This window comes from Oecophyllibacter saccharovorans (assembly GCF_006542375.1).
GTDB lineage: Bacteria > Pseudomonadota > Alphaproteobacteria > Acetobacterales > Acetobacteraceae > Oecophyllibacter > Oecophyllibacter saccharovorans.
Genome location: NZ_CP038143.1, coordinates 1,612,603 through 1,633,258 on the forward strand (window position 1 = coordinate 1,612,603; position 20,656 = coordinate 1,633,258).

The window sequence follows — 20,656 nt, forward strand, 5'->3', positions numbered from 1 at the left end:
GCGTAGCCTGTTTACGGCGCGTCCTTGACGTCAGCGGTGATCTTGGTGGGGGCTTTGCTGGCTGTCTTGCCGGCCGTCTGGGCCTCGAAGGCCTGGCGTGCGGTCTCCACAGGCACCAGGGCGTCGAACAGCTTGAAGTCAGCCACCAGCCTGCCTGAGGGCAGGGACTTGATGATGTCGCGGAAGACGACATTCTCGCGCAAGGCCCCCGGGCCGTAGGTGTGGCAGGCGAACACGCTCTGGGCCGAGACTTCGTCAGTGGCTGTCAGGGTGACGATGATCTCGGCATCCTGCGCCTTCAGCTGCTCGATCGTCAGCCCGTAGAGGGGGCTGCCGGGCATGATGTCATGCACGACCGGCAGGCTGACGCGGAAAAGCGGCACCTGCGCGTGCTCCAGGACCAGGTTTTCAACCTCCAGCCCGCGCTGGCCGTTCTTCTCGGTCACGGTGCGCGCCAGCACCACCACGGCGGTGGCATCGATCAGCGGGGTCGACCGCAGGTTGCCGATGCGCAGGGCCATGCGGTAGATGCCGTTCTCCTCCCAGATGACCACATTGCGGCTGAAGATCACCCAGGGCGTGGGGCGCGAGAAGCGCGCGAACACCAGTCCCGTGGCGAGTGCTGTGAACATCATGCCCGTCAGCTCTTCAAAGGTCATGACCAGGTTGGCCGCGATGGAGACCGGGGCCGAGACCCCGTAGCCGACGGTCGAGAGCGTCTGCACGCTGAAGAAGAAATAGCCGAGATAGGTATGGCGGGTGAGGCCCGACACGCTGCCTGAGGGCAGCAGCCAGTAAGCCGCGCCGAACAGCATGTTCAGCAGGATGTAGATAACCCCCATGATCATGAAGAAGCCCGGCCAGCGGATGGCCAGCATGCGGTGATAGAGATCCCCGGTCAGCGAATGGCGGATGCCGACCTTGCGAACGTTGGGAAACGTGTTTTCCTGCTCAAGCAGGGTCAGCGCGGTGCGTTTGCGCCTGAAATGAAAGGGGGCAGCCCTGTGGGGAAATTTCACGGCGTTCAGCTTTTCTGCTCAGGGGTGGCGGGGGCGGCGGGAAGGGGCTCTTGCGGCATCGTGCCTGGGGCCGGGGCTGTATCTGTGGCTGGCTCTGGTCGCACGCCCGGCGCACGGCCGCGGGCAAGCTCGCTGACCACCCCGTGCAGGGTGCGCAGCTCCTGCTCGGTCACCTCGCCGCGGGCGAAGAGATGGCGCAGGTTGCGGATCATGCCGGGCCGCTTCTGGGCGTTGCGCAGGAAGCCGCTTTCATCCAGGTCACGCACCAGATGGGTCATGAAATTATCGACCTCGCCCTTGGTGGCGATGCGGGTCTCATTGGTCATGAAATGGCGCTCGGGCGTCTGCTCGCCGGCCAGGTACCACTCATAGGCCATGACCAGAACGGCCTGCGCCAGGTTGAGCGACATGAAGTCCGGATTGAGCGGGTAGCGGATCAGCGTGTCAGCGCGCGCCATGTCCTCATTGTCCAGCCCCGCCCGTTCGGGGCCGAAGAGGATGCCCGTCCTGAGCTGCCGCTGAGCTGCAACCCGCAATTCGGCAGCGGCGCCGCGCGCGGTCATGACCGGCTTGATGATGTGGCGCGGCCTGGGGCAGGTGGCAAAGACGCGCTGCAGGTCGGCAACAGCGTCATCAACCGTCTCATAAACGCCTGCCTGCTCGAGAATTCTGTCCGCGCCCGAGGCGGTGCGCCAGGCGCGCGGCTGGGGCCAGCCGTCGCGCGGGGCGACCAGGCGCAGGTGAAACAGCCCCCCATTGGCCATGGCGCGCGCCGTGGCGCCGATATTCTCGGCAAGCTGCGGGCGCACCAGGATCACCACGGGTTCGAACTCGCTCATCGGCGCCAGGTCAGCGCCGCCGTCACGTCCGGTCACGAAGGCTCATCCTTTCCGCCAGGTGGTGCCGCCCGGGCCGTCTTCCAGCAGGATGCCCTTGGCGGCAAGCTCGGCGCGGATGGCGTCGGCCCGGGCGAAGTCACGCGCCTTGCGCGCCGCCAGTCGCTCGGCGATCAGCTCTTCAATCACCTCAGGCGCAAGCTCCGCGCCGCCCTGGAACCACTGCTCGGGCGTGAGGCTGAAAAGCCCCATCAGCTGCCCTGCCGCCAGCAGCGCGTCGGCTGCCTCCTGCTCGCCGCCCAGCGCGCGGTCAGCCAGCTGGTGCAGTTCAGCCACCGCCAGGGCGGTGTTGAGGTCGTCATCAAGCGCGCGGGCGACGGTATGGGGCACGGTACTTCCCGGGCGGGGCGGGGTTTTCTCCAGCGCGCGGTAGAAGCGGTCCATGGTGCGGCGGGCTTCAGCCAGCTTGTCCCAGCTGAAATCGAGCGTGGCGCGGTAATGCGTGCCCAGAAACAGCAGCCGCAGCGCTTCAGCAGGCGCGCGCTCCAGCGCGGCGCGGATGGTGTGGAAATTGCCCAGTGACTTGGACATCTTCTCGCCGTCCACCCGCAGCATGCCGACATGCAGCCAGGTGCGGGCGAAAAGCGTGCCCGGATGCGCGCACAGCGACTGGGCGCGCTCGTTTTCATGATGGGGAAAGAGCAGGTCCTGCCCGCCGCCATGGATGTCGAAGCTGGTGCCCAGGTAGCGCTCAGACATGGCCGAGCACTCAAGGTGCCAGCCCGGCCGCCCGCGCCCGTAAGGGCTCTCCCAGCCCGGCTGGTCAGGCGTGGAAGGCTTCCACAGCACGAAATCATCAGGCGCGCGCTTGTAGGGCGCCACCTCCACGCGCGCGCCTGCCAGCATGTCTTCAGCGCTGCGGCCTGAAAGCTGGCCGTAACCTTCAAAGGAGCTGACCGAAAAGAGCACGTGCCCCTCTGCCTCATAGGCGTGGCCACGGGCGATCAGGCCTTCGATCATGGCCAGCATCTCGCTGATATGGGCGGTGGCGCGCGGCTCGATGTCAGGGGGCAGCACGTTGAGCGCTTTCAGGTCCTCGTGGAATTCACGCGTGGTGCGTTCGGTGAGGGTCTGGAGGCTTTCCCCGGTTTCGCGCGCGCGGTTGATGATCTTGTCATCAATGTCGGTGATGTTGCGCACGAAGGTCACCTTGGGGAAGCGGGCCCGCAGGACGCGGATCAGCATGTCGGCGCACAGCATGGCGCGCAGGTTGCCCAGATGCACGCGGTCATAGACGGTCGGGCCGCAGAAATAGACGCGGATGTCAGCCGGGTCGAGCGGCACGAAAGGGGTGAGGGTGCGGCTGTGGCTATCGTGGAACTTCAACCCGCCCGGCTGGGCGGCTGGCCCCTCATCAGGTTCAAGACTGTCAGGCACAAGGTTATCAGGCTCAAGGCTGGGGGCGGGAGTCGCAGGGGTGACGGAAGGCGGCGCGCTTGTCATGGTCTCTCTGGTTCTATCTGTCTTTTTATAAATTCTGTAAGGAAAGCGCCTGCAGGGGAAGGGGAAAAGACGGCCCCGCAGGCCGGTGTGCCACCTTGGCTGCAGAATGGTGCAGATTAACCACGCCCTTGCGCTGCCTGGCAGGCTGGCAGGCCTTGCCATGTGCAGGCAGGAGGTTAAGAGAGGGCATGACTTCCGATAAAGATTCCTCCCCGCAACCTGTTTCCGCCCTTTCTGAAACGGCTGCGCCTGAACCCTCCGCAACCGGGCTTCAACCCGGCCGGGCGGGCACGGGCTTTGCCGCCCATGCCGCAGCGCTGGTCCGCGTCGGGCTGCCGCTGGCGCTGTCGCAGCTTTCTGAAATGTCGATGGGGGTGACCGACACCGCCCTGCTGGGCGGGCTGGGCGTGGAGGCGCTGGCGGTCGGCGGCCTGTCCAACAACTTCTTCATGACCACCATGGTCATCTTCCAATGCGTGCTGGGCGGGGTGGGGGTGCTGCTGGCCCATTCGCGCGGGGCGGCCGATCACGGCAAGGACGTGCTGCATGACGGCCGCAGCGTCCTGAGTGCGGGGCTGGCGCTGGCGCTGATGGCGTTCGTGCCGTGCTTCATCCTGCTGCTCTTTGCCGGCAAGCTGTTTGCCTGCCTGCACGAGCCGGCAACGGTGGTGACGCAGGGGACGAAATTCATCCACATCCTGCTGTGGTCCCTGCTGCCTGACCTCACTCTGATCGGCCTGTGCCGCGTGACCCTGCCTGCTTTGGGCGCGCAGCGGATCCTGCTGTGGACCATGCCGGCCATGGCGATCTGCAACGGCCTGCTGAACGCAACGCTGATCCAGGGCTGGTTCGGCCTGCCGCCGCTTGGCCTCTTTGGGTCGGCTTTGGCCACCACCATAACGGGCTGGACGATCGGCATCGTGCTGGTCGGTCTGTGCTGGCTGTGGCCCTCGGTGCGGGCGGTGATGGAGCTGGTGCGCGTGCGCTGGCCGGTACTCAAGGAACTGCTGCGCCTGGGCCTGCCCATGATGGCCTCGGCCGCCTCGGAGATCCTGCTGTTTCAGATCACCACCCTGCAGGCAGGCGAGCTCGGCACCCAGAGCCTGGCCGCCCATCAGGTGGCGCTGCAGACGGCCTCGCTGCTGTTCATGGTCTGTTTGGCCATCGGGCAGGCGGCCAATATCCGCGTGGCCTACTGGCGGGGGGCGGGCAAGATGGTGCAGGCCGGTCGCACCGCTGTCACAGCCCTCGCTCTGGTGCTGGTCTGGACCTGCCTGACAGGCCTCATCCTCTTCATCATGCCCCAGGCGGTCGCGCGGCTGTATTTCTGGGGGAATGCCGCCTCTACGCCCACCTTTGCAGTGGCGGTGTCGCTGCTGCGGATCGCAGGCATCTTCCAGATCGTTGACGGGTTGCAGACGGTCTGCGGCGGCGCATTGCGCGGCTGCGGGGACGTGAACGGCCCGATGCTGATCGGCATCGGCACCTACGGCGTGGGCGGCATCGGGCTGGGCACGTGGCTGGCCTTTCACTGCCATTACGGCGTGCGGGGGCTGTGGATCGGCCTGGCCGTGGGTCTGGGGCTGACCTCCATCGCACTGGGCATCCGGCTGTGGCGCGTCTTCAAGCGCCTCATCAGGGAAGAGGCGGTCCATGACGCGCGGGAGCTCGCTGAGCGCCAGGCCCAAGCGGCCTGAAGGCGGGCGTTACGCTGTAGGCGGCTGGTGCCGGCGCGCCAACGCCACGGTGACCAGGTAGATCCCAAGCCCGCCTGCCGAGAGCAGCGCCCCGCCCCAGCCGATGGTGGTCAGCCCCCACAGCCCCACGAGCTGGCCTGCAAACCAGGCGCCGAAGGCATTGGCCAGGTTGAAGGCGGCGTGGTTGAGCGAGGCGGCCAGCGTCTGCGCGCGGCCTGCCCAGTCCATCAGGCGGGTCTGCATGGCCGGGCTGAGGATGATGGAGGCGGCAGGCACCAGAAAGCACAGGACCAGCAGCGGCAGCCGGTCAGGCATGAAGAACGAGAACGCCACCATGAAGACCGTGCTGGCCGCCAGGGACCAGATGGTGGTACGGTCGAGGTTGCGGTCGATCATCGCGCTGCCGACCGCATTGCCCCCCACCATGCCTAAGCCCCACACGACCTGGTAGAGCGTGATGCTGCCTGCTGAAAGATGCGTCACATCCGCAAGTGCTGAGGTCAGGAAGGTATAGATGCCGAACAGCCCGCCGAAGCCCACCGCTGCCGTCAGCAGGGTCAGCAGCACCTGGGGGCTTCTGAAGACGGTGAGTTCCGTCAGGGGGTTGGCGCTTCTGTCAGGCGTGTCGCGCGGCAGAAACCAGCCCACGCCCAGCAGGCAGAGCGTGCCCAGCACCGCCAGGGCGGCGTAGACGGCCTTCCACCCGACATGGTCGGAAACGAAGGTCGCCAGAGGTGCCCCGATAACGGTGGCGATCATGATGCCGCCCAGCACCTGGCCCACGGCCCGCCCGCGGTGGGAGCGGTCGACCAGCGTGGCGCCCGCCAGCGCGCCGACGCCGAAATAAACGCCGTGCGGCAGGCCGGTGATGAAGCGCATGACCAGAATGGCGGGCAGGGACGTTGCCAGCACCGTCCCCACATTGCCGATGACGAACAGCCCCAGCATGGCCATCAGCAGCGTGCGCCGCGCCAGCCGCGCGCCGAGGACGGCGATCACCGGCGCGCCCACGACCACGCCGAGCGCATAGGCCGAGATGACCAGGCTGCCCTGCTCAAGCGTAATGTTGAGCGAGCGGGCGAATTCCGGCAGCACGCCCATCATGCCGAACTCGCCGGTGCCGATGGTGAAGGTGCCCAATGCCAGCGCAAGCAGGGCAGGCCGCACTCCATGCGGCGCAGTGAGGCGCGCCAGGGGGGAGGCGGGGTCACTGGCGGAGGTATTGGACAGATCAGGGGACGGATCGGGCGCAGGGGCGTGGGGGGCAGAGGTCATGGGCTCAGGCAACAGTTCTCGGGCAACAGTTCAGGAAGATGTTTATAGGTTGTTCATCTCTTTTCTCTATGGGCGCGGTCAGGGGGTGCACACAAGGGCGCATCGGCTGCAGAGCGCTGAAAGGGGCGGGCGCTCCGCAGGTTGTGAGCGGGAAACTGACGGGAAACTGACGGAAAATTGACAGGAAATTGACACGACCGCCCAGCTGGTGTATCCGCAGCCCCACTGCCGGAAATGCGGATATCCTGAGCAGAGGGCCCACAGCGTGCCGCGCGCCGGCCTCTCGCTTTGCAGCAGGAGATCCCGCTCCCTGGCCCAGGCCGTCTCTCCCATGTCTTTGGGGAGCGCAGGCGTGGGGCAGGAGAGACTACCGGTCCAACAAACGGTTCGCTGCGCGGCAGGGAGCGGGCCTGACAGAGAGACGGGAACACCTATGTCCAAACGGCTTGCAAGCAAGTTCAAGATCAACCGCCGCCTCGGCGTCAACCTCTGGGGCCGCGCCAAGTCCCCGGTTAACCGCCGTGAATACGGCCCCGGCCAGCACGGCCAGCGCCGCCGCCAGAAGCCTTCCGACTACTCCATCCAGCTGATGGCCAAGCAGAAGCTGAAGGGCTACTACGGCAATATCGGCGAGAAGCAGTTCCGCCGCTATTATGATGAAGCCGTCCGCCGCAAGGGCGATACGTCGGAAAACCTGATCGGTGTTCTGGAGCGTCGGCTGGACGCGGTGCTCTACCGCATGAAATTCGCCGCCACCCCGTTCGCTTCCCGCCAGTTCATCAACCATGGCCACGTCATGGTGAACGGCAAGCGCGTCAACATCCCCTCCTACCTGGTCAAGGAAGGCGACGTGATCGAGGTGCGCGACAAGGCCAAGCAGCTCGCCATCGTGCTGGATGCCGTCCAGAGCCCCGAGCGCGACGTGCCTGACTACATGGAAGCCGACCACCGCCAGATGAAGGGCACCTTCCTGCGCGTGCCCCAGCTTTCGGACGTGCCTTACCCCGTGCAGATGGAACCGAACCTGGTGGTCGAGTTCTACTCCCGCTGACCGGCCCCTGGCTTCGGCCAGTTCCAGCCGCATTATCGGAGCGCCGGGCGGATCATCCGTCCGGCGTTTCTGCTTTTTCCCCGTAGCCGTTATCTGTTCTGTCCGTCCGTATCCCTGCAGGTCCGTCATGTCCGCATTCCCGCCCGTCCCGTCGCCTGTCTTCTCCGCCGCCGCTGCCAGCGCCGGAGAGGTGAAAACCGCGCCCAACCCGCTCACCGGCGAGATCGCGCGGCGGCGGACCTTTGCCATCATCTCCCATCCGGACGCGGGCAAGACCACCCTGACCGAACGGATCCTGCGCGCAGGCGGCGCCATCCAGATGGCGGGCAATGTGCGCGCCAAGGGCGAGCGGCGGCGGACGCGTTCGGACTGGATGAGCATCGAGCGCGACCGCGGCATTTCGGTCGTCACCTCGGTCATGACCTTCAATTACGGTGGCTGTGTCTTCAACCTGCTCGACACGCCGGGCCATGAGGACTTCTCCGAGGACACCTACCGCACCCTCACTGCCGTGGACTGCGCGGTGATGGTGATTGACGCCGCCAAGGGCATCGAGGCGCGTACGCGCAAGCTGTTCGAGATCTGCCGCCTGCGCGACATCCCGATCCTGACCTTCATCAACAAGATGGACCGCGAAGCCCAGGACTGCTTCGCCCTGCTCGACGAGATCGCTGAAGGCCTGGCGCTCGATGTCTCGCCTGCAACCTGGCCTGTGGGGCGGGCGGCCAAGTTCGTCGGTACCTATGACCTGCGCACCAAAACGCTCCACACCACCGAAGAGCTGCCGCCTGACGACCCGCGCCTGACCGAGATGGAGGAGGAATGCCAGCTGGCAAGCGCCGCCCTGCCGGAGTTCGACCAGGAATCCTTTGATGCCGGCCACCTGACGCCGGTCTTCTTCGGCTCGGCGATGAAGGAGATCGGCGTGACCGATCTGCTGGACGCCCTGGTGGCCTTCGGTCCGCCGCCCCGCGCCCAGAAGACCGAAACGCGCGAGGTCCGCGCCGATGAGGAGCCCGTTACGGCCCTGGTGTTCAAGATCCAGGCCAACATGGACCCCAACCACCGCGACCGCATGGCGTTCGCGCGCGTGTGCTCGGGCCGGCTGACGCGCGGCATGCGGCTCAAGCATGTGCGCATCGGCAAGCAGTTCGCTCTGCACACGCCGCAGTTCTTCTTCGCCCAGGACCGCCAGCTGGTCGAGGAGGCCTTCGGCGGCGACGTGGTCGGCATTCCCAATCACGGCACGCTGAGGATCGGCGACACGCTGACCGAAGGCGAGGAGCTGCGCTTTACCGGCGTGCCGCATTTCGCGCCCGAGATCCTGCGGCGCGTGCGGCTTGATGATGCGATGAAGGCCAAGAAATTGCGCCAGGCCCTGGTGGAGCTGGCCGAGGAAGGCGTGGTTCAGCTCTTCCGCCCCCAGGACGGCGCGCCCCCCATCGTGGGCGTGGTGGGCACCCTGCAGCTGGACGTGCTCCAGTCGCGGCTGAAGGCGGAATACAACGTGCCGGTCGGCTTCGACAGCACGCCCTACACCCTGGCGCGCTGGGTGACAGGCGACCCCGCAGCGCTGGAGAAATTCACTGCTCTCAATCGCACCGCCATGGCCGACGACCTGGACGGCGACCCGGTCTTTCTCGCCAGCTCCGGCTTCATGATGACCCGCGCTGCCGAAACCAATCCCGACCTCGCTTTCCACGACATCAAGCAGATCGGCATGCAGGCCGGTTGAAGCGCGTTCAGGGAGGCTATGGGGCCGACAAAGGCCAGTTGAGCCGCACGGAAACCGGGCAATGGTCTGACAGGGTTTCGGTTTCCTCCTGCCCCGGGGACCCGGTTTCCGGCGCAGGGGGCAGTACCATGACCTGCAGGCTGCCGGGCACCAGCCAGTTTCGGGCTTCACCGCCCAGCAGGAGATGATCAATGAAGCGGCGGCCGCCCTGGCAGGGACTGGCCACGCCGCTGGTGGTCAGGGTCAGCGGCGCATCGGCAAGCAGCCGGGCCATCAACGGGTCGCGGGCCGTCAGCTGCCGGTTGAAATCGCCTAAAATGACAAAGGCTTCCCCGCTATCTGCGCGGTCGAGGATCCACTCTTCCAGCGCCTGGAACTGGCGGTAGAGGATGGGGCAGGCATGGCCGGTCTCTGCCAGCGGGCGGGCCCAGCAGCCGGATTTGAGATGCACGTCGAGCAGGCGCAGGCTGTGGCCCCGCGCGTCAGCCAGGGTGACATCCAGCCCGCTGCGCAGGGGATGGTGCGCGCCTGGGCGCGCAAGGGCCAGCGTGCTGAGATCGGGGTGGCGCGTGACGGTCAGTCCGGCCTGCCGCCGCACCAGCAGGCCTACCCGCTGGGCAACCGGGTCATTGGCCAGAAAAAGCCGGTAATCATCCCGGCTGAACACGTTCCAGACCGCCTGCTCATCGGCCACTTCCTCCACCACGATCACGTCTCCCTGCAGGCGGCGCGCATAATGGCGCAGGGCCTGAAAGGCGCGGGCTGAGCGCCTGGGGATGTCGGGCGGCAGGTCAGGGCTGCCCGGGTGGAGGGTCAGCCAGTCCATGTTCCAGGTGACCACTTTCAGCCCGGCAGGTTGGCGGGGCTCGGCCTGAACCGGTGCCGCCAGAACCCCTCCCAGCGCCAGAATCAGACACAAGCCTATGCGCCGGGGCAGAGTATATCGGCGCGGACGCTTAGCTGCCCGATGCGGGGGTATCGCCCTGGGCTTTCTTCTGGTCCTTGAGATAGGCGATGGCTTCCTCCACCGTGTAGGAGCGGGGGGAATGCTCGTCGAGAACCTTCACCACGCCGTTCTTGATGTCGTAATACCAGCCTTCGATCTCGAGCTCCTGGCGCGCCAGCGCGCGGGCCACGACCGGGTGGGTGCGCAGATGGGCAAGCTGCAGGCGCACATTGGCTTCAGCCAGGGATTTGATCTCCTCAGGCCCTGCATCCTCGGCCTTGAGGTCCGGCAGGCTGGCAAGGGCGGCTTCCGCATTGCACAGCCAGCGGCGCACGGTGGGCATGGCATCGAGCTTGGGGGAGTTGAGCTCCAGCAGCGCGTTCATCGCCCCGCAGTTGGAGTGGCCACAGATAATGATGTTTTTGACCTTCAACGCGCCCACGGCATATTCGATCGCCGAAGTGACGCTGCCGACCATGTTGCCATAGGCAGGCACGATATTGCCGACATTGCGGATCAGGAAAAGCTCCCCGGGTTCCGTCTGGGTGAGCATGCCGGGGCTGATCCGGCTGTCGGCGCAGGTGATGAAAAGGGTCGGGGGCTGCTGGGTATAGGCCAGGCTTTTGAAGAGCTTTTCATTTTCGGGATAGACGTCGGTCTCGAATTCACGGACGCCGCCCAGCAGTTCAAGAAGCGTGTTGTGTTGAAAGCCCATGAGACAGGATTCCCTCTGGTTGAAAGCGCGGCTGAACCCCCGCAACAGCCTGGGGTCTTTCCCCGCCGCTCTGACGTAGCTTTATGGAGAGCGGCAGGGCGAGGCAAGGGGCTTGAAGGACTTTTGCGGTCTATTTTGAAATATTTTTTAAAGTCCGGCTGTCCCGGCCTGCGCCCAAAACCAGGTCAAAAAAAGAGCCTTTCCCCGGGGCGCAGGGAAAGGCTCGGCAGAACGGGGCCTGCAAAGATAAAAGCTTCAGAGCTGGGCCAGCTTGTCGCGCAGCATGGCGAAGACCTCGTCAGAAGCAGGCTTGCTGCCCCCGGCCTGGGCCATGGTCGGCCGGCCCCCGCCACCCTTGCCGCCCATCAGCGTGGCGGCCTCGCGTACTAACGGCACGGCGTCAACTCGTTCGGCCAGGGCTGGGCTGACGGCGATGACGATGCTAGCACGTCCGTTGGCACCAGAAATGACAGCCACTACGCCTTTATTAAGTTCAAGCATCTTTTCAGCTAGACCACGTAAATCACGCGGACTGAGAGGCCCTAAAGAAGTCGCCGTCAAGGGAATATCATTAATCTGATCAATTAGGGTTTTCTTATCATTCAGCGCTACCTTCTGCTGCAGTGAGGAGAGTTGCGCGTTGAGGCTCTTGCGTTCGTCAAGCAGCTTCTCCAGTCGCTCCGGCACCTCAGCAGGAGTGACCTTGAGGAGGGCCGCAGCCTTTTTCAGCACTTCCTCAGTTGCACGGATGCTGTCCTCAGCCGCCTGACCGCACACGGCCTCGATCCGGCGCACGCCTGAGGCGATGCCGCTTTCCGAAAGAATCCTGAACGCGCCGATCTCGCCCAGCCGGTCCACATGCGTGCCGCCGCAGAGCTCGATGGAATAGGCCTGGCGCGCCTGGTTCTCGCCGTTATCACCGTTGCCGTTGGCGCCGGCCTCGCCCATGGACACCACACGCACCTCATCGCCGTATTTCTCACCGAACAGCGCCATGGCGCCTTCAGCGATGGCCTGCTCCTGGGTCATCAGGCGCGTCTCCACCTTGCCGTTCTCACGGATGCGGGCATTCACCTCAGCCTCGATGGCCTGGAGCTCCTCGGGCGTCAGCGGGCGGGGCTGGCTGATGTCAAAGCGCAAGCGGTCAGGCGTGTTGAGGCTGCCTTTCTGGGTCACATGCGCGCCGATCTGGCGGCGCAGGGCCTCATGCAGCAGATGGGTGGCGGAGTGATGGCCGCGGACGCGGGCACGGCGCTGGTGGTCGATCTCCGCGCGCACCGTCATGCCGGGCTTGAGCGTGCCTTCCGTGACGCGCCCGTGATGGACGATCAGGTCACCGGCCTGTTTCTGCGTGTCGATGATCTCCACCTTCAGCCCGGGGGCGGTCAGCTGGCCGCGGTCGCCGATCTGCCCGCCGCTCTCGCCGTAAAAGGGCGTCTGGTTGAGCACGATGGTCACTTCAGAGCCGGCCGGGGCTTCCGCCAGCTCGTCTGAACCGCGGAAGATGGCCTGGACCTCGGCTTCCGTCTCCTCGCTGACATAACCGACGAACTCGGTCGCGCCGTGGCGGTCGCGGGCGTCGAACCAGTGGGTCTCCACAGCCGTGTCGCCCGATCCGCTCCAGGCGGCGCGCGCGCGCTGGCGCTGCTCAGCCATGGCGGCTTCAAAGCCCGGAACGTCCACCTCGTGGCCGCGCTCGCGCAGCACGTCCTGCGTCAGGTCGAGCGGGAAGCCGAACGTGTCGTAAAGCTTGAAGGCAACCGGGCCGGGCAGGGCTGCGCCACTGGCCAGGCGCTCCATCTCCTCGTCCAGAAGCGCCATGCCGCGGCTGAGCAGGGCTGCAAAACGTTCCTCCTCACCGCGCATGGTTTCGGCAATGAGCGCCTGGTGGCGGGCAAGCTCGGGATAGGCTGTGCCCATCTGCTCGATCAGGGCGGGCAGCAGCTTGTAGAAGACGGGCTGGCGCGCGCCCATCATGTGCAGGTGGCGCATGGCGCGGCGCATGATGCGGCGCAGCACGTAGCCGCGTCCCTCACGCGAGGGCAGCACGCCGTCCGCGATCAGGAAGGCGGTGGAGCGCAGGTGATCGGCCACCACGCGGTGGCTGGTCTTGAAAGGCCCGTCCGCCGGCCGGCCGAGCAGGCTGGCAGAGGCCTCGATCAGGGCGCGCAGGGTGTCGGTGTCGTAATTGTCGCGCTTGCCCTGCATGACGGCGGCAAAGCGCTCCAGCCCCATGCCCGTGTCGATGGAGGGGCGGGGCAATGCCTGGCGGTTGCCGCCGCCTTCCTCGAGGAACTGCATGAAAACGAGGTTCCAGATCTCGACGAACCGGTCTCCGTCCTCATCAGGGCTGCCGGGCGGGCCGCCTGCGACCTCGGGGCCGTGGTCATAGAAGATCTCGGAGCAGGGGCCGCAGGGGCCGGTATCGCCCATGCGCCAGAAATTGTCAGCTGTCGGAATGCGGATGATCCGGTCATCGGAAAGACCTGCGATCTTGCGCCACAGGGCGGCGGCTTCCTCATCTTCCGAATAGACGGTGACGAGCAGTTTTTCCTGCGGCAGGGCGAAGTTTTTGGTCAGCAGCTTCCAGGCGAACTCGATGGCTTCAGGCTTGAAGTAGTCGCCGAAGCTGAAATTGCCCATCATTTCAAAGAAGGTATGGTGGCGCGCGGTATAGCCGACATTGTCGAGGTCGTTATGCTTGCCGCCCGCCCGCACCACTTTCTGCGCTGTGGTGGCGCGCTGGTAGGGGCGCACTTCCTGGCCGGTGAAGATATTCTTGAACGGCACCATGCCCGCATTGGTGAAAAGCAGGGTGGGGTCGTTCTGGGGAACCAGGGATGCCGAGGGCAACACCTGATGGCCGTGAGAGGCGAAATAATCGAGGAATGCCGAACGGATGTCGTTTGTGCTGGTCATGGGCCTGTGCGTCTGGTTCCAGTCAGGGGCAAAATTTCCTCTTTTCTACCGCATTGTTCGCCAGGTTGAAATGACAGATCTGGCGTAGCGGGAATGGCGCTGGTGGTAGGTGGGGGGCCACACGCAAGAAGGGGGAGAGGCGTGAGCCTCTCCCCCTTCATTGTTTCCGTTGCGGGAGTCAGCCTCAGCGGAGGATGATTTCGACGCGACGGTTCTGGGGCTCACGGGAGTTGGGGCCCGTGGCGACCAGCGGGTGGCTTTCGCCGTAGCCATGGATGTCGATGGCGGAGGCGGGGACGCCGTCACGGATCAGCTCAGCCTTGACGCTGTTGGCGCGACGCAGGGACAGACCCATGTTGTAGCGGGCACCAGCGGCGGCGGAACCGGCGTGGGAGGTGTCGGTGTAGCCGTTGACTTCGATGCGCGTGGTCTGCACGTGCGTGGAAGCCTGGGCGGCCTGGGCGACGATCTCACGTGCACGTGAGGTCAGGTTGTAGCGATCCCAGTCGAAGAACACCAGGTAGGTGCGGGCCGGGGTCGGCGCGGGCGGGATCGGGGCGACCACGACCGGGGGAGCCGGGGGAGCGGTGTCGAAAGCGTAGCGCAGGCCCAGCAGGAACTGGTGGGAGTAGCGCGAGCCGGTGTCGATACGCTGACCGGTGGAGGAGTGGTACTTGCCGATGTTCACGCCGGTATTGCTGCCCGTCTGGGCGATGAAGCGATACTGGGTGGTGACGGCCAGACCCGGGAAGCCCGTGTCCCAAGCGGCACCGACGATCGCCTGAGCGGCGAAGCCACCGTTGCCGATGGACTGGTTCATCACGCTGCCGACGTGGTTGGATTTGGTCCCGTGGATTTTGTAATCTTGATACAGGTAACCGGCACCGATACCGACGAACGGCGTGACGGGGGCGTTCATGCCGAACTGGGCGAGGTCGATGTCATACAGGACATTGACGAAACCGCCGTAGTTCTGGTTGGAGCCCGACAGACCGTGACGGCCCAGGCCGGAGTGACCGATACCGGCCTGCATGCGGCCAGCGCCCATACCCGTGCCACGGAAGGTGCCGTGGGAGTTGTAGGAGCGGCTGTAGGTGCCTTCCACTTCAAGGCGCAGACCGTTGCCGAAACCCCAACCAGCGGAGAGATAGCCGGTGTAGCCATCGCCGCTGTGCAGGGTGCCGTTGATGCCCTTGTTGGTGTGCTGGGTCATGCCCTGGGCCTGGGTGTAGTCGTAACCGCCGGCCATATCGATGTAGGGACCGGTGATCGTGGTCGCCATGGAGACGGACGGCAGAGCAGCCATCGAAGCCATGGACAGAAGAGCTGTGCGAAGACGCATTGTGCAATCGTCCTTTAATCTAGTTCATAATCACTCAGTCGAGCCATCCGGTAGGACCCGGATAAACAACTCCAGGCGAGGCCGGTGCAGGCGACTGTCTGAAAATAGGAGATTCCGCTGCCGGTTTGAAGTAGGGAAATGCCCTCCCGCCAGTAATGAATGTGAGATTGGCAAAAAAGCCACACATCCATTTTCCAGGCTTGGCCGACCCTTGGGAAGTCCCGCAAGGAACGCTGTTCCCGCAGGCCAGTCACGAGCCAGTCATTACCTGTCATGAAAGACGGGGGCCGGAAAGTCAACCAAGCCTGTTGACCACCGCTCTGGGGGAGACGACATGGAATCGATTCCGTCAGAACAGTAACGAAAAATCAATAATTGGAGTCCGGACAGGAATTGACCGGGCGTTGACTGAACGATGGCTCAGTTATTTATGGCCCCGGGGTGCCGTCCAGCCCGCCCTCATGGCAGCCCTGCAGGAAGCCTGGGCACAGGAACTGGCTTTAAGAATTCAGAACCGCTGCATGACCACTGCACGCAAAAAGCCCCCACACGCAAGAAGGGGGAGAGGCGTGAGCCTCTCCCCCTTCATTGTTTCCGTTGCGGGAGTCAGCCTCAGCGGAGGATGATTTCGACGCGACGGTTCTGGGGCTCACGGGAGTTGGGGCCCGTGGCGACCAGCGGGTGGCTTTCGCCGTAGCCATGGATGTCGATGGCGGAGGCGGGGACGCCGTCACGGATCAGCTCAGCCTTGACGCTGTTGGCGCGACGCAGGGACAGACCCATGTTGTAGCGGGCACCAGCGGCGGCGGAACCGGCGTGGGAGGTGTCGGTGTAGCCGTTGACTTCGATGCGCGTGGTCTGCACGTGCGTGGAAGCCTGGGCGGCCTGGGCAACGATCTCACGTGCACGTGAGGTCAGGTTGTAGCGATCCCAGTCGAAGAACACCAGGTAGGTGCGGGCCGGGGTCGGCGCGGGCGGGATCGGGGCGACCACGACCGGGGGAGCCGGGGGAGCGGTGTCGAAAGCGTAGCGCAGGCCCAGCAGGAACTGGTGGGAGTAGCGCGAGCCGGTGTCGATACGCTGACCGGTGGAGGAGTGGTACTTGCCGATGTTCACGCCGGTATTGCTGCCCGTCTGGGCGATGAAGCGATACTGGGTGGTGACGGCCAGACCCGGGAAGCCCGTGTCCCAAGCGGCACCGACGATCGCCTGAGCGGCGAAGCCACCGTTGCCGATGGACTGGTTCATCACGCTGCCGACGTGGTTGGATTTGGTCCCGTGGATTTTGTAATCCTGATACAGGTAACCGGCACCGATACCGACGAACGGCGTGACGGGGGCGTTCATGCCGAACTGGGCGAGGTCGATGTCATACAGGACATTGACGAAACCGCCGTAGTTCTGGTTGGAGCCCGACAGACCGTGACGGCCCAGGCCGGAGTGACCGATACCGGCCTGCATGCGGCCAGCGCCCATACCCGTGCCACGGAAGGTGCCGTGGGAGTTGTAGGAGCGGCTGTAGGTGCCTTCCACTTCAAGGCGCAGACCGTTGCCGAAACCCCAACCAGCGGAGAGATAGCCGGTGTAGCCATCGCCGCTGTGCAGGGTGCCGTTGATGCCCTTGTTGGTGTGCTGGGTCATGCCCTGGGCCTGGGTGTAGTCGTAACCGCCGGCCATATCGATGTAGGGACCGGTGATCGTGGTCGCCATGGAGACGGACGGCAGAGCAGCCATCGAAGCCATGGACAGAAGAGCTGTGCGAAGACGCATTGTGCAATCGTCCTTTAATCTGAAACGGGCTGATGACCCGCCGTTGAGTTGGAATTCTGATGAATTCTGAATTTCTGGGACCCGCGCGTGCCTTAGCTTCCAAGTGCTTCCAGGTATCAGTTTCCAGGTTTCCCCCAAGTTTCCCTGAGAGCTGAAAGCAGACGCGAATCTGTCTGGAAGGGGATATTACCCCAACCTTCTCTCCCCGCGAAGCGAAAGCAGCGCTTGGTGTGTTCATCCTCCCCATCCTGTGGCGCTGTTGCCACAGTCCGGCGGAGGGGCTGTCACAGCTCAGGCGCTGGTTTCCCTGGTTTTCCGGGCTTCACTGGGCGCTGCCGGGGCGTGCGTCCTTCGCGAGGCACGCAGCCTTTGCTGCACAGATACTCATAAAGCGCCCCGGCCTCGACCTCGCTGCTGGTGAAGGCCTCGCCCAGGCGGCGCAGCAGCACGAAGCTGAGGCGGCCATGGCGCGCTTTTTTGTCACGGCGCATGTGCTCCAGGAGCTTTCCGGCCTCCAGTCGTTCCCCCCGCTCACCCAGGGGGGGCAGGTCGTGGAGCGATACGGGCATTTCCAGGGAACGGAGATGGTCCACCAGGCGCTGCAGGTCCTGCGGTGGGGCCAGCCCCAGCCTGACCGACATTTCCAGCGCCATGACCATGCCGATGGAAACCGCCTCGCCGTGCAGCAGGCGGCCGTCAAAGCCGTATTCCGCTTCCAGCGCATGGCCGAAGGTGTGGCCCAGATTGAGCAGGGCGCGCCCGTCGGCAGAGGCGCTCTCACGTTCGTCTGCGCTGACGACGCGGGCCTTGAAGGCACAGGAGCGGCGCACGGCTTCAGCCAGGAGGGCCGGGGTGCCCTCCAGCAGGGCGCGGCCGTGGCGCTCGCACCAGGCCAGCAGGTCGGGGTCGGCAATGGCGGCGGATTTGACGATCTCGGCATAGCCCGCCTTGAGCTGGCGCTTGGGCAGGGTTGCCAGAACGGAGGTATCGGCCAGCACCAGAACCGGCTGCCAGAAAGCCCCGATCAGGTTCTTGCCGCCCCCGGCCACGCGCCCGTCTTGTGCTTCTTCTGGAGCTTCATCGGCTTCACTGCTGCCGAGATTGACGCCCGTCTTGCCGCCCACCGAGCTGTCCACCTGCGCCAGCAGGGTGGTGGGGATCTGGATGAAGGGCAGGCCGCGCATCGCCGTGGCGGCCATGAAACCCGTCAGGTCGCCCACCACGCCGCCGCCCAGGGCGATGAGGGTGGTGCTGCGGTCGATTCCCAGGCCCAGGAGCTGCCCCATCAGGCGGCTGTACTGCGCCAGGGTCTTGCTGCTCTCGCCTGGCGGCAGGGTGAGCACGTCGATTCGTAGCTTGCCGAAAGGGGTTTCAGCGTCTTTCAGCCCGTCCAGAAGCGTGTCCAGGTGCAGCCCGGCCACCGTCTCGTCAGTGACGATGACAGCGTGCGCGCCCTTGAGATGGGGCACCAGCAGGTCACGCGCGCGCTCCAGCAGGCCCGATCCGGTGAGGATGTCGTAGCTGCTCTCTTTTTCGCCCGGTTTGTCTCCCGCCGTGTTCCCCAGGCGGACCGTCAGCCGCTCGAGCGGCGCGAAGTTCTTCAGCCCCTGTTGGATGAGGGTCACGCCCTGTTCCACGCTTTCGTCTCCGCAATCGATCGTCAGGTCCGCCTCAGCGTAGAACGGCGCGCGTGCGGCGGCGAGTTTTTTCAGGGTCTCGGCCGGGTCGGCTTCAGCCAGCAGCGGGCGTTCGGCCCGCTTGTGGAGCACGCGTCTCAGCAGCACCTCCAGCGGGGCGCGCAGCCAGATCGTGCAGGTGCCGGGCGTGGCGCGGATGACCTGGCGCGTGCGCGGGTTCATCCACGCCCCGCCGCCGGTGGCAAGCACGCAGGGCCCGCTGCGCAGCAGGCGGCGGATGACCCGGTGCTCGCCTGCGCGGAAATGCGCTTCGCCGTGGCGGCTGAAGATCTCCGCCACCGTGCAGCCGGCAGCGCGTTCGATCTCCGCATCCACGTCAATGAAGGGCAGGTTGTACAGGCGCGCAAGCAGGCGGCCGAGCGTCGTTTTCCCCACCCCCATCAGCCCGACCAGCACCAGGATGCGCGGCGGCCGCACGCCAGGCAGAGGGTCGGGCAGAGGCGTGGCCCCGGCGGTTTTCAGTTGCCCCTTGCCCGGTTTGCGCCCTGTTTTCCTGTGGCTGTCCCTGCGGGCGGGGTCGCGCTTGTCAGAGCGGCCGGGGGCAGGAGGGCGTCCTGCCCTGCCGGGGCGCGGAGGAGGATGAGGGGACATAAGGCCTTTTCTATCATGGGGAGAAACCCCTATCCTAGGGGCCGTTCGTCTTTCCTGCTTCGGGGGCCTGCTTTGACGGGGCATCCGGAGCCCTGTTCTTGTACCCCTCCCGGCTGCTCAGCGGAGCGGCCTTTCTGGAATCTACTGGAATCTAGCTCTCATGAAAGAATCATCGCGGATTGTCACCTTTATCTGTGTGGTGTTCGTTCTCGTTCTGGCCATAGGTGGCGCCGCCCTGTATTTCCTCGGCTCCGCGACCCCGCCGGCCCAGACGCCCGTCCAGAAAACGATCCCCCTGCCTGGCAGCGGCCACGGGGACCTGCCTACCTTGCCGGCAGGCGCGCCCAGCACCAGCCCGTCCCTGCCGACGGTGCCCGCGCCTGCAACGCCTGCTGCCCAGGCCCCGGCTGCGCCTGCGCCCGTGCTGCCGCCGCTGCCTGCAGCCGGTGCGCCTGCCGCTTCACCCGCCCCCGCGCCGGCCCTCCCGCCGGTAACGCCTGCGCCTGCAGCCCCAGCCCGGGCGCCGCTTTCTCCCACCCCTGTCATCGCCCATTGAGCGAGGGGGCTGAGCGAGCGGGGAGGCGCGTCCTGTGACAGGCGAGGGGCCGACCAGCGCGGCCGGTGAAAACCAGCCCGCTTCCCGTTCGGAATGGCTGATCGAGGCCTTTCTCGAAATGCTGGCTTCCGAGCGGGGCGCGGCCCTGCGCACGCGTCAGGCCTACCGGACTGATCTTGAGGATTTTGCCCGCTGGCTGGGCCCGGATTCCATCGCCCGGGCCGACACAGGGCAATTGCGCGCCTATCTGGCGCAGCGGGGGCGCGAGGGGCTGTCAGTGCGCACGCAGGCCCGCCGCCTTTCGGCCCTGAGGCAGTTCTACCGTTTCCTGCTGCAGGAGAACCTGCGCGCTGACAATCCGGTCGCCAGCCAGCCCATGCCTGCCTACCGCCCGGGCCTTCCCCATCCCCTGACGGAAGAGGAAGTAGCGCAGCTGATTGCAGCAGGCACAACCGGCCATGAGGACCCGCGGCGCGACCTCGTTTCCCGCGCCGCACTGGAGCTGCTTTACACGACCGGGCTGCGGGTGTCGGAGCTGCTGGCTTTGCCGGCCAGCTGCCTGCAGCGCAACGGGCCCATGCTGCTGGTGCGCGGCAAGGGCGGGCGCGAGCGCCTGGTGCCCTTTTCGGCCCAGGCGCGCCAGGCGGCCCAGGCGCTGGTGCAGTATGACGCGGTGCTGGCAAGCCCGTGGCTTTTCCCGGGCCGCAAGCCCCAGCGCCCGCTGACCCGCCAGGGCTTCGACCGCATCCTGCATGCCTGCGCGCTCAAGGCCGGGCTGGACCCCCAGCGGCTCAGCGCGCATGTGCTGCGCCATTCCTTTGCAACCCACCTGCTCAACCGCGGCGCGGACCTGCGGGCCCTGCAGATGTTGCTCGGCCATGCCGACATCGCCACCACCCAGATCTACACGCAGGTCATGAGCGAGCGCCTGCAGGAGGTGATGCGCACCCATCATCCCCTCAGCGCGCCGGGCTGAGAGGATGAAATAAGGGCTGTTGCCCTGC

15 protein-coding genes are annotated in these 20,656 nt (G+C 65.5%); 5 read left to right on the plus strand and 10 right to left on the minus strand.

Annotation, left to right across the window (positions count from 1 at the left end; all coding sequences use genetic code 11):
* Nucleotides 1-11: 11 nt before the first annotated feature.
* From E3E11_RS06970 to cysS, 3 genes are read right to left on the minus strand one after another with little or no spacing between them, the layout of a single operon-like run.
* Complete coding sequence (locus tag E3E11_RS06970; RefSeq protein ID WP_141451758.1) at nt 12-1,019, minus strand: ion channel; 1,008 nt, start codon at nt 1,017-1,019, stop codon at nt 12-14.
* A 5-nt stretch (nt 1,020-1,024) separates the two neighbouring features.
* A complete protein-coding gene (locus E3E11_RS06975; RefSeq protein ID WP_141451759.1) occupies nt 1,025-1,894 on the minus strand; it encodes an RNA methyltransferase in 870 nt (289 codons plus the stop codon).
* Between the two features lie 6 nt (nt 1,895-1,900).
* Complete coding sequence (gene cysS / locus E3E11_RS06980; protein WP_141451760.1) at nt 1,901-3,358, minus strand: cysteine--tRNA ligase; 1,458 nt, start codon at nt 3,356-3,358, stop codon at nt 1,901-1,903.
* Nucleotides 3,359-3,546: 188 nt separating this feature from the next.
* On the opposite strand from cysS, the gene E3E11_RS06985 reads away from it, so the two are divergent.
* Nucleotides 3,547-5,055: an MATE family efflux transporter gene (locus E3E11_RS06985; RefSeq protein WP_141451761.1), complete on the plus strand. Its 1,509-nt coding sequence runs from the start codon at nt 3,547-3,549 to the stop codon at nt 5,053-5,055.
* A gap of 9 nt (nt 5,056-5,064) precedes the next feature.
* On the opposite strand, the gene E3E11_RS06990 is transcribed toward E3E11_RS06985, so the two are convergent.
* A complete protein-coding gene (locus E3E11_RS06990; protein ID WP_141451762.1) occupies nt 5,065-6,330 on the minus strand; it encodes an MFS transporter in 1,266 nt (421 codons plus the stop codon).
* A gap of 433 nt (nt 6,331-6,763) precedes the next feature.
* Here E3E11_RS06990 and rpsD point away from each other — a divergent pair, with 433 nt between their 5' ends.
* Both rpsD and E3E11_RS07000 read left to right on the plus strand, forming a co-directional pair.
* The gene (gene rpsD / locus E3E11_RS06995; protein ID WP_141451763.1) at nt 6,764-7,381 is read left to right on the plus strand and encodes a 30S ribosomal protein S4; all 618 of its coding nucleotides are present in this window, start codon (nt 6,764-6,766) and stop codon (nt 7,379-7,381) included.
* A gap of 127 nt (nt 7,382-7,508) precedes the next feature.
* Nucleotides 7,509-9,116, plus strand: a complete 1,608-nt coding sequence (locus E3E11_RS07000; RefSeq protein ID WP_141451764.1) for a peptide chain release factor 3 — start codon at nt 7,509-7,511, stop codon at nt 9,114-9,116.
* A gap of 16 nt (nt 9,117-9,132) precedes the next feature.
* Here the strand turns inward: E3E11_RS07000 and E3E11_RS07005 are convergent, their stop codons facing one another.
* The 6 genes from E3E11_RS07005 to E3E11_RS07030 form a co-directional block, all read right to left on the minus strand.
* A complete protein-coding gene (locus E3E11_RS07005) occupies nt 9,133-10,035 on the minus strand; it encodes an endonuclease/exonuclease/phosphatase family protein (RefSeq protein WP_231118880.1) in 903 nt (300 codons plus the stop codon).
* Nucleotides 10,036-10,072: 37 nt separating this feature from the next.
* Nucleotides 10,073-10,777: a carbonic anhydrase gene (locus E3E11_RS07010; RefSeq protein WP_141451765.1), complete on the minus strand. Its 705-nt coding sequence runs from the start codon at nt 10,775-10,777 to the stop codon at nt 10,073-10,075.
* 255 nt (nt 10,778-11,032) lie between these two features.
* Nucleotides 11,033-13,696 (minus strand): alanine--tRNA ligase, encoded by a 2,664-nt coding sequence (gene alaS, locus E3E11_RS07015; RefSeq protein ID WP_141451766.1) that lies wholly within the window; start codon nt 13,694-13,696, stop codon nt 11,033-11,035.
* A 184-nt stretch (nt 13,697-13,880) separates the two neighbouring features.
* Nucleotides 13,881-15,038 (minus strand): OmpA family protein, encoded by a 1,158-nt coding sequence (locus E3E11_RS07020; RefSeq protein ID WP_141451767.1) that lies wholly within the window; start codon nt 15,036-15,038, stop codon nt 13,881-13,883.
* A 612-nt stretch (nt 15,039-15,650) separates the two neighbouring features.
* On the minus strand, nt 15,651-16,808 hold the full coding sequence (locus tag E3E11_RS07025) for an OmpA family protein (protein WP_141451767.1): 1,158 nt from the start codon (nt 16,806-16,808) through the stop codon (nt 15,651-15,653).
* Nucleotides 16,809-17,092: 284 nt separating this feature from the next.
* On the minus strand, nt 17,093-19,096 hold the full coding sequence (locus E3E11_RS07030) for a shikimate kinase (RefSeq protein ID WP_141451768.1): 2,004 nt from the start codon (nt 19,094-19,096) through the stop codon (nt 17,093-17,095).
* A gap of 160 nt (nt 19,097-19,256) precedes the next feature.
* On the opposite strand from E3E11_RS07030, the gene E3E11_RS07035 reads away from it, so the two are divergent.
* Entirely contained in the window at nt 19,257-19,652 is a 396-nt protein-coding gene (locus tag E3E11_RS07035; protein ID WP_141451769.1) for a flagellar basal body-associated FliL family protein, read from the plus strand.
* Nucleotides 19,653-19,749: 97 nt separating this feature from the next.
* Nucleotides 19,750-20,628, plus strand: coding sequence for a tyrosine recombinase (locus E3E11_RS07040; protein ID WP_269203640.1), 879 nt, complete (start codon nt 19,750-19,752; stop codon nt 20,626-20,628).
* The last annotated feature ends 28 nt before the right edge of the window (nt 20,629-20,656 follow it).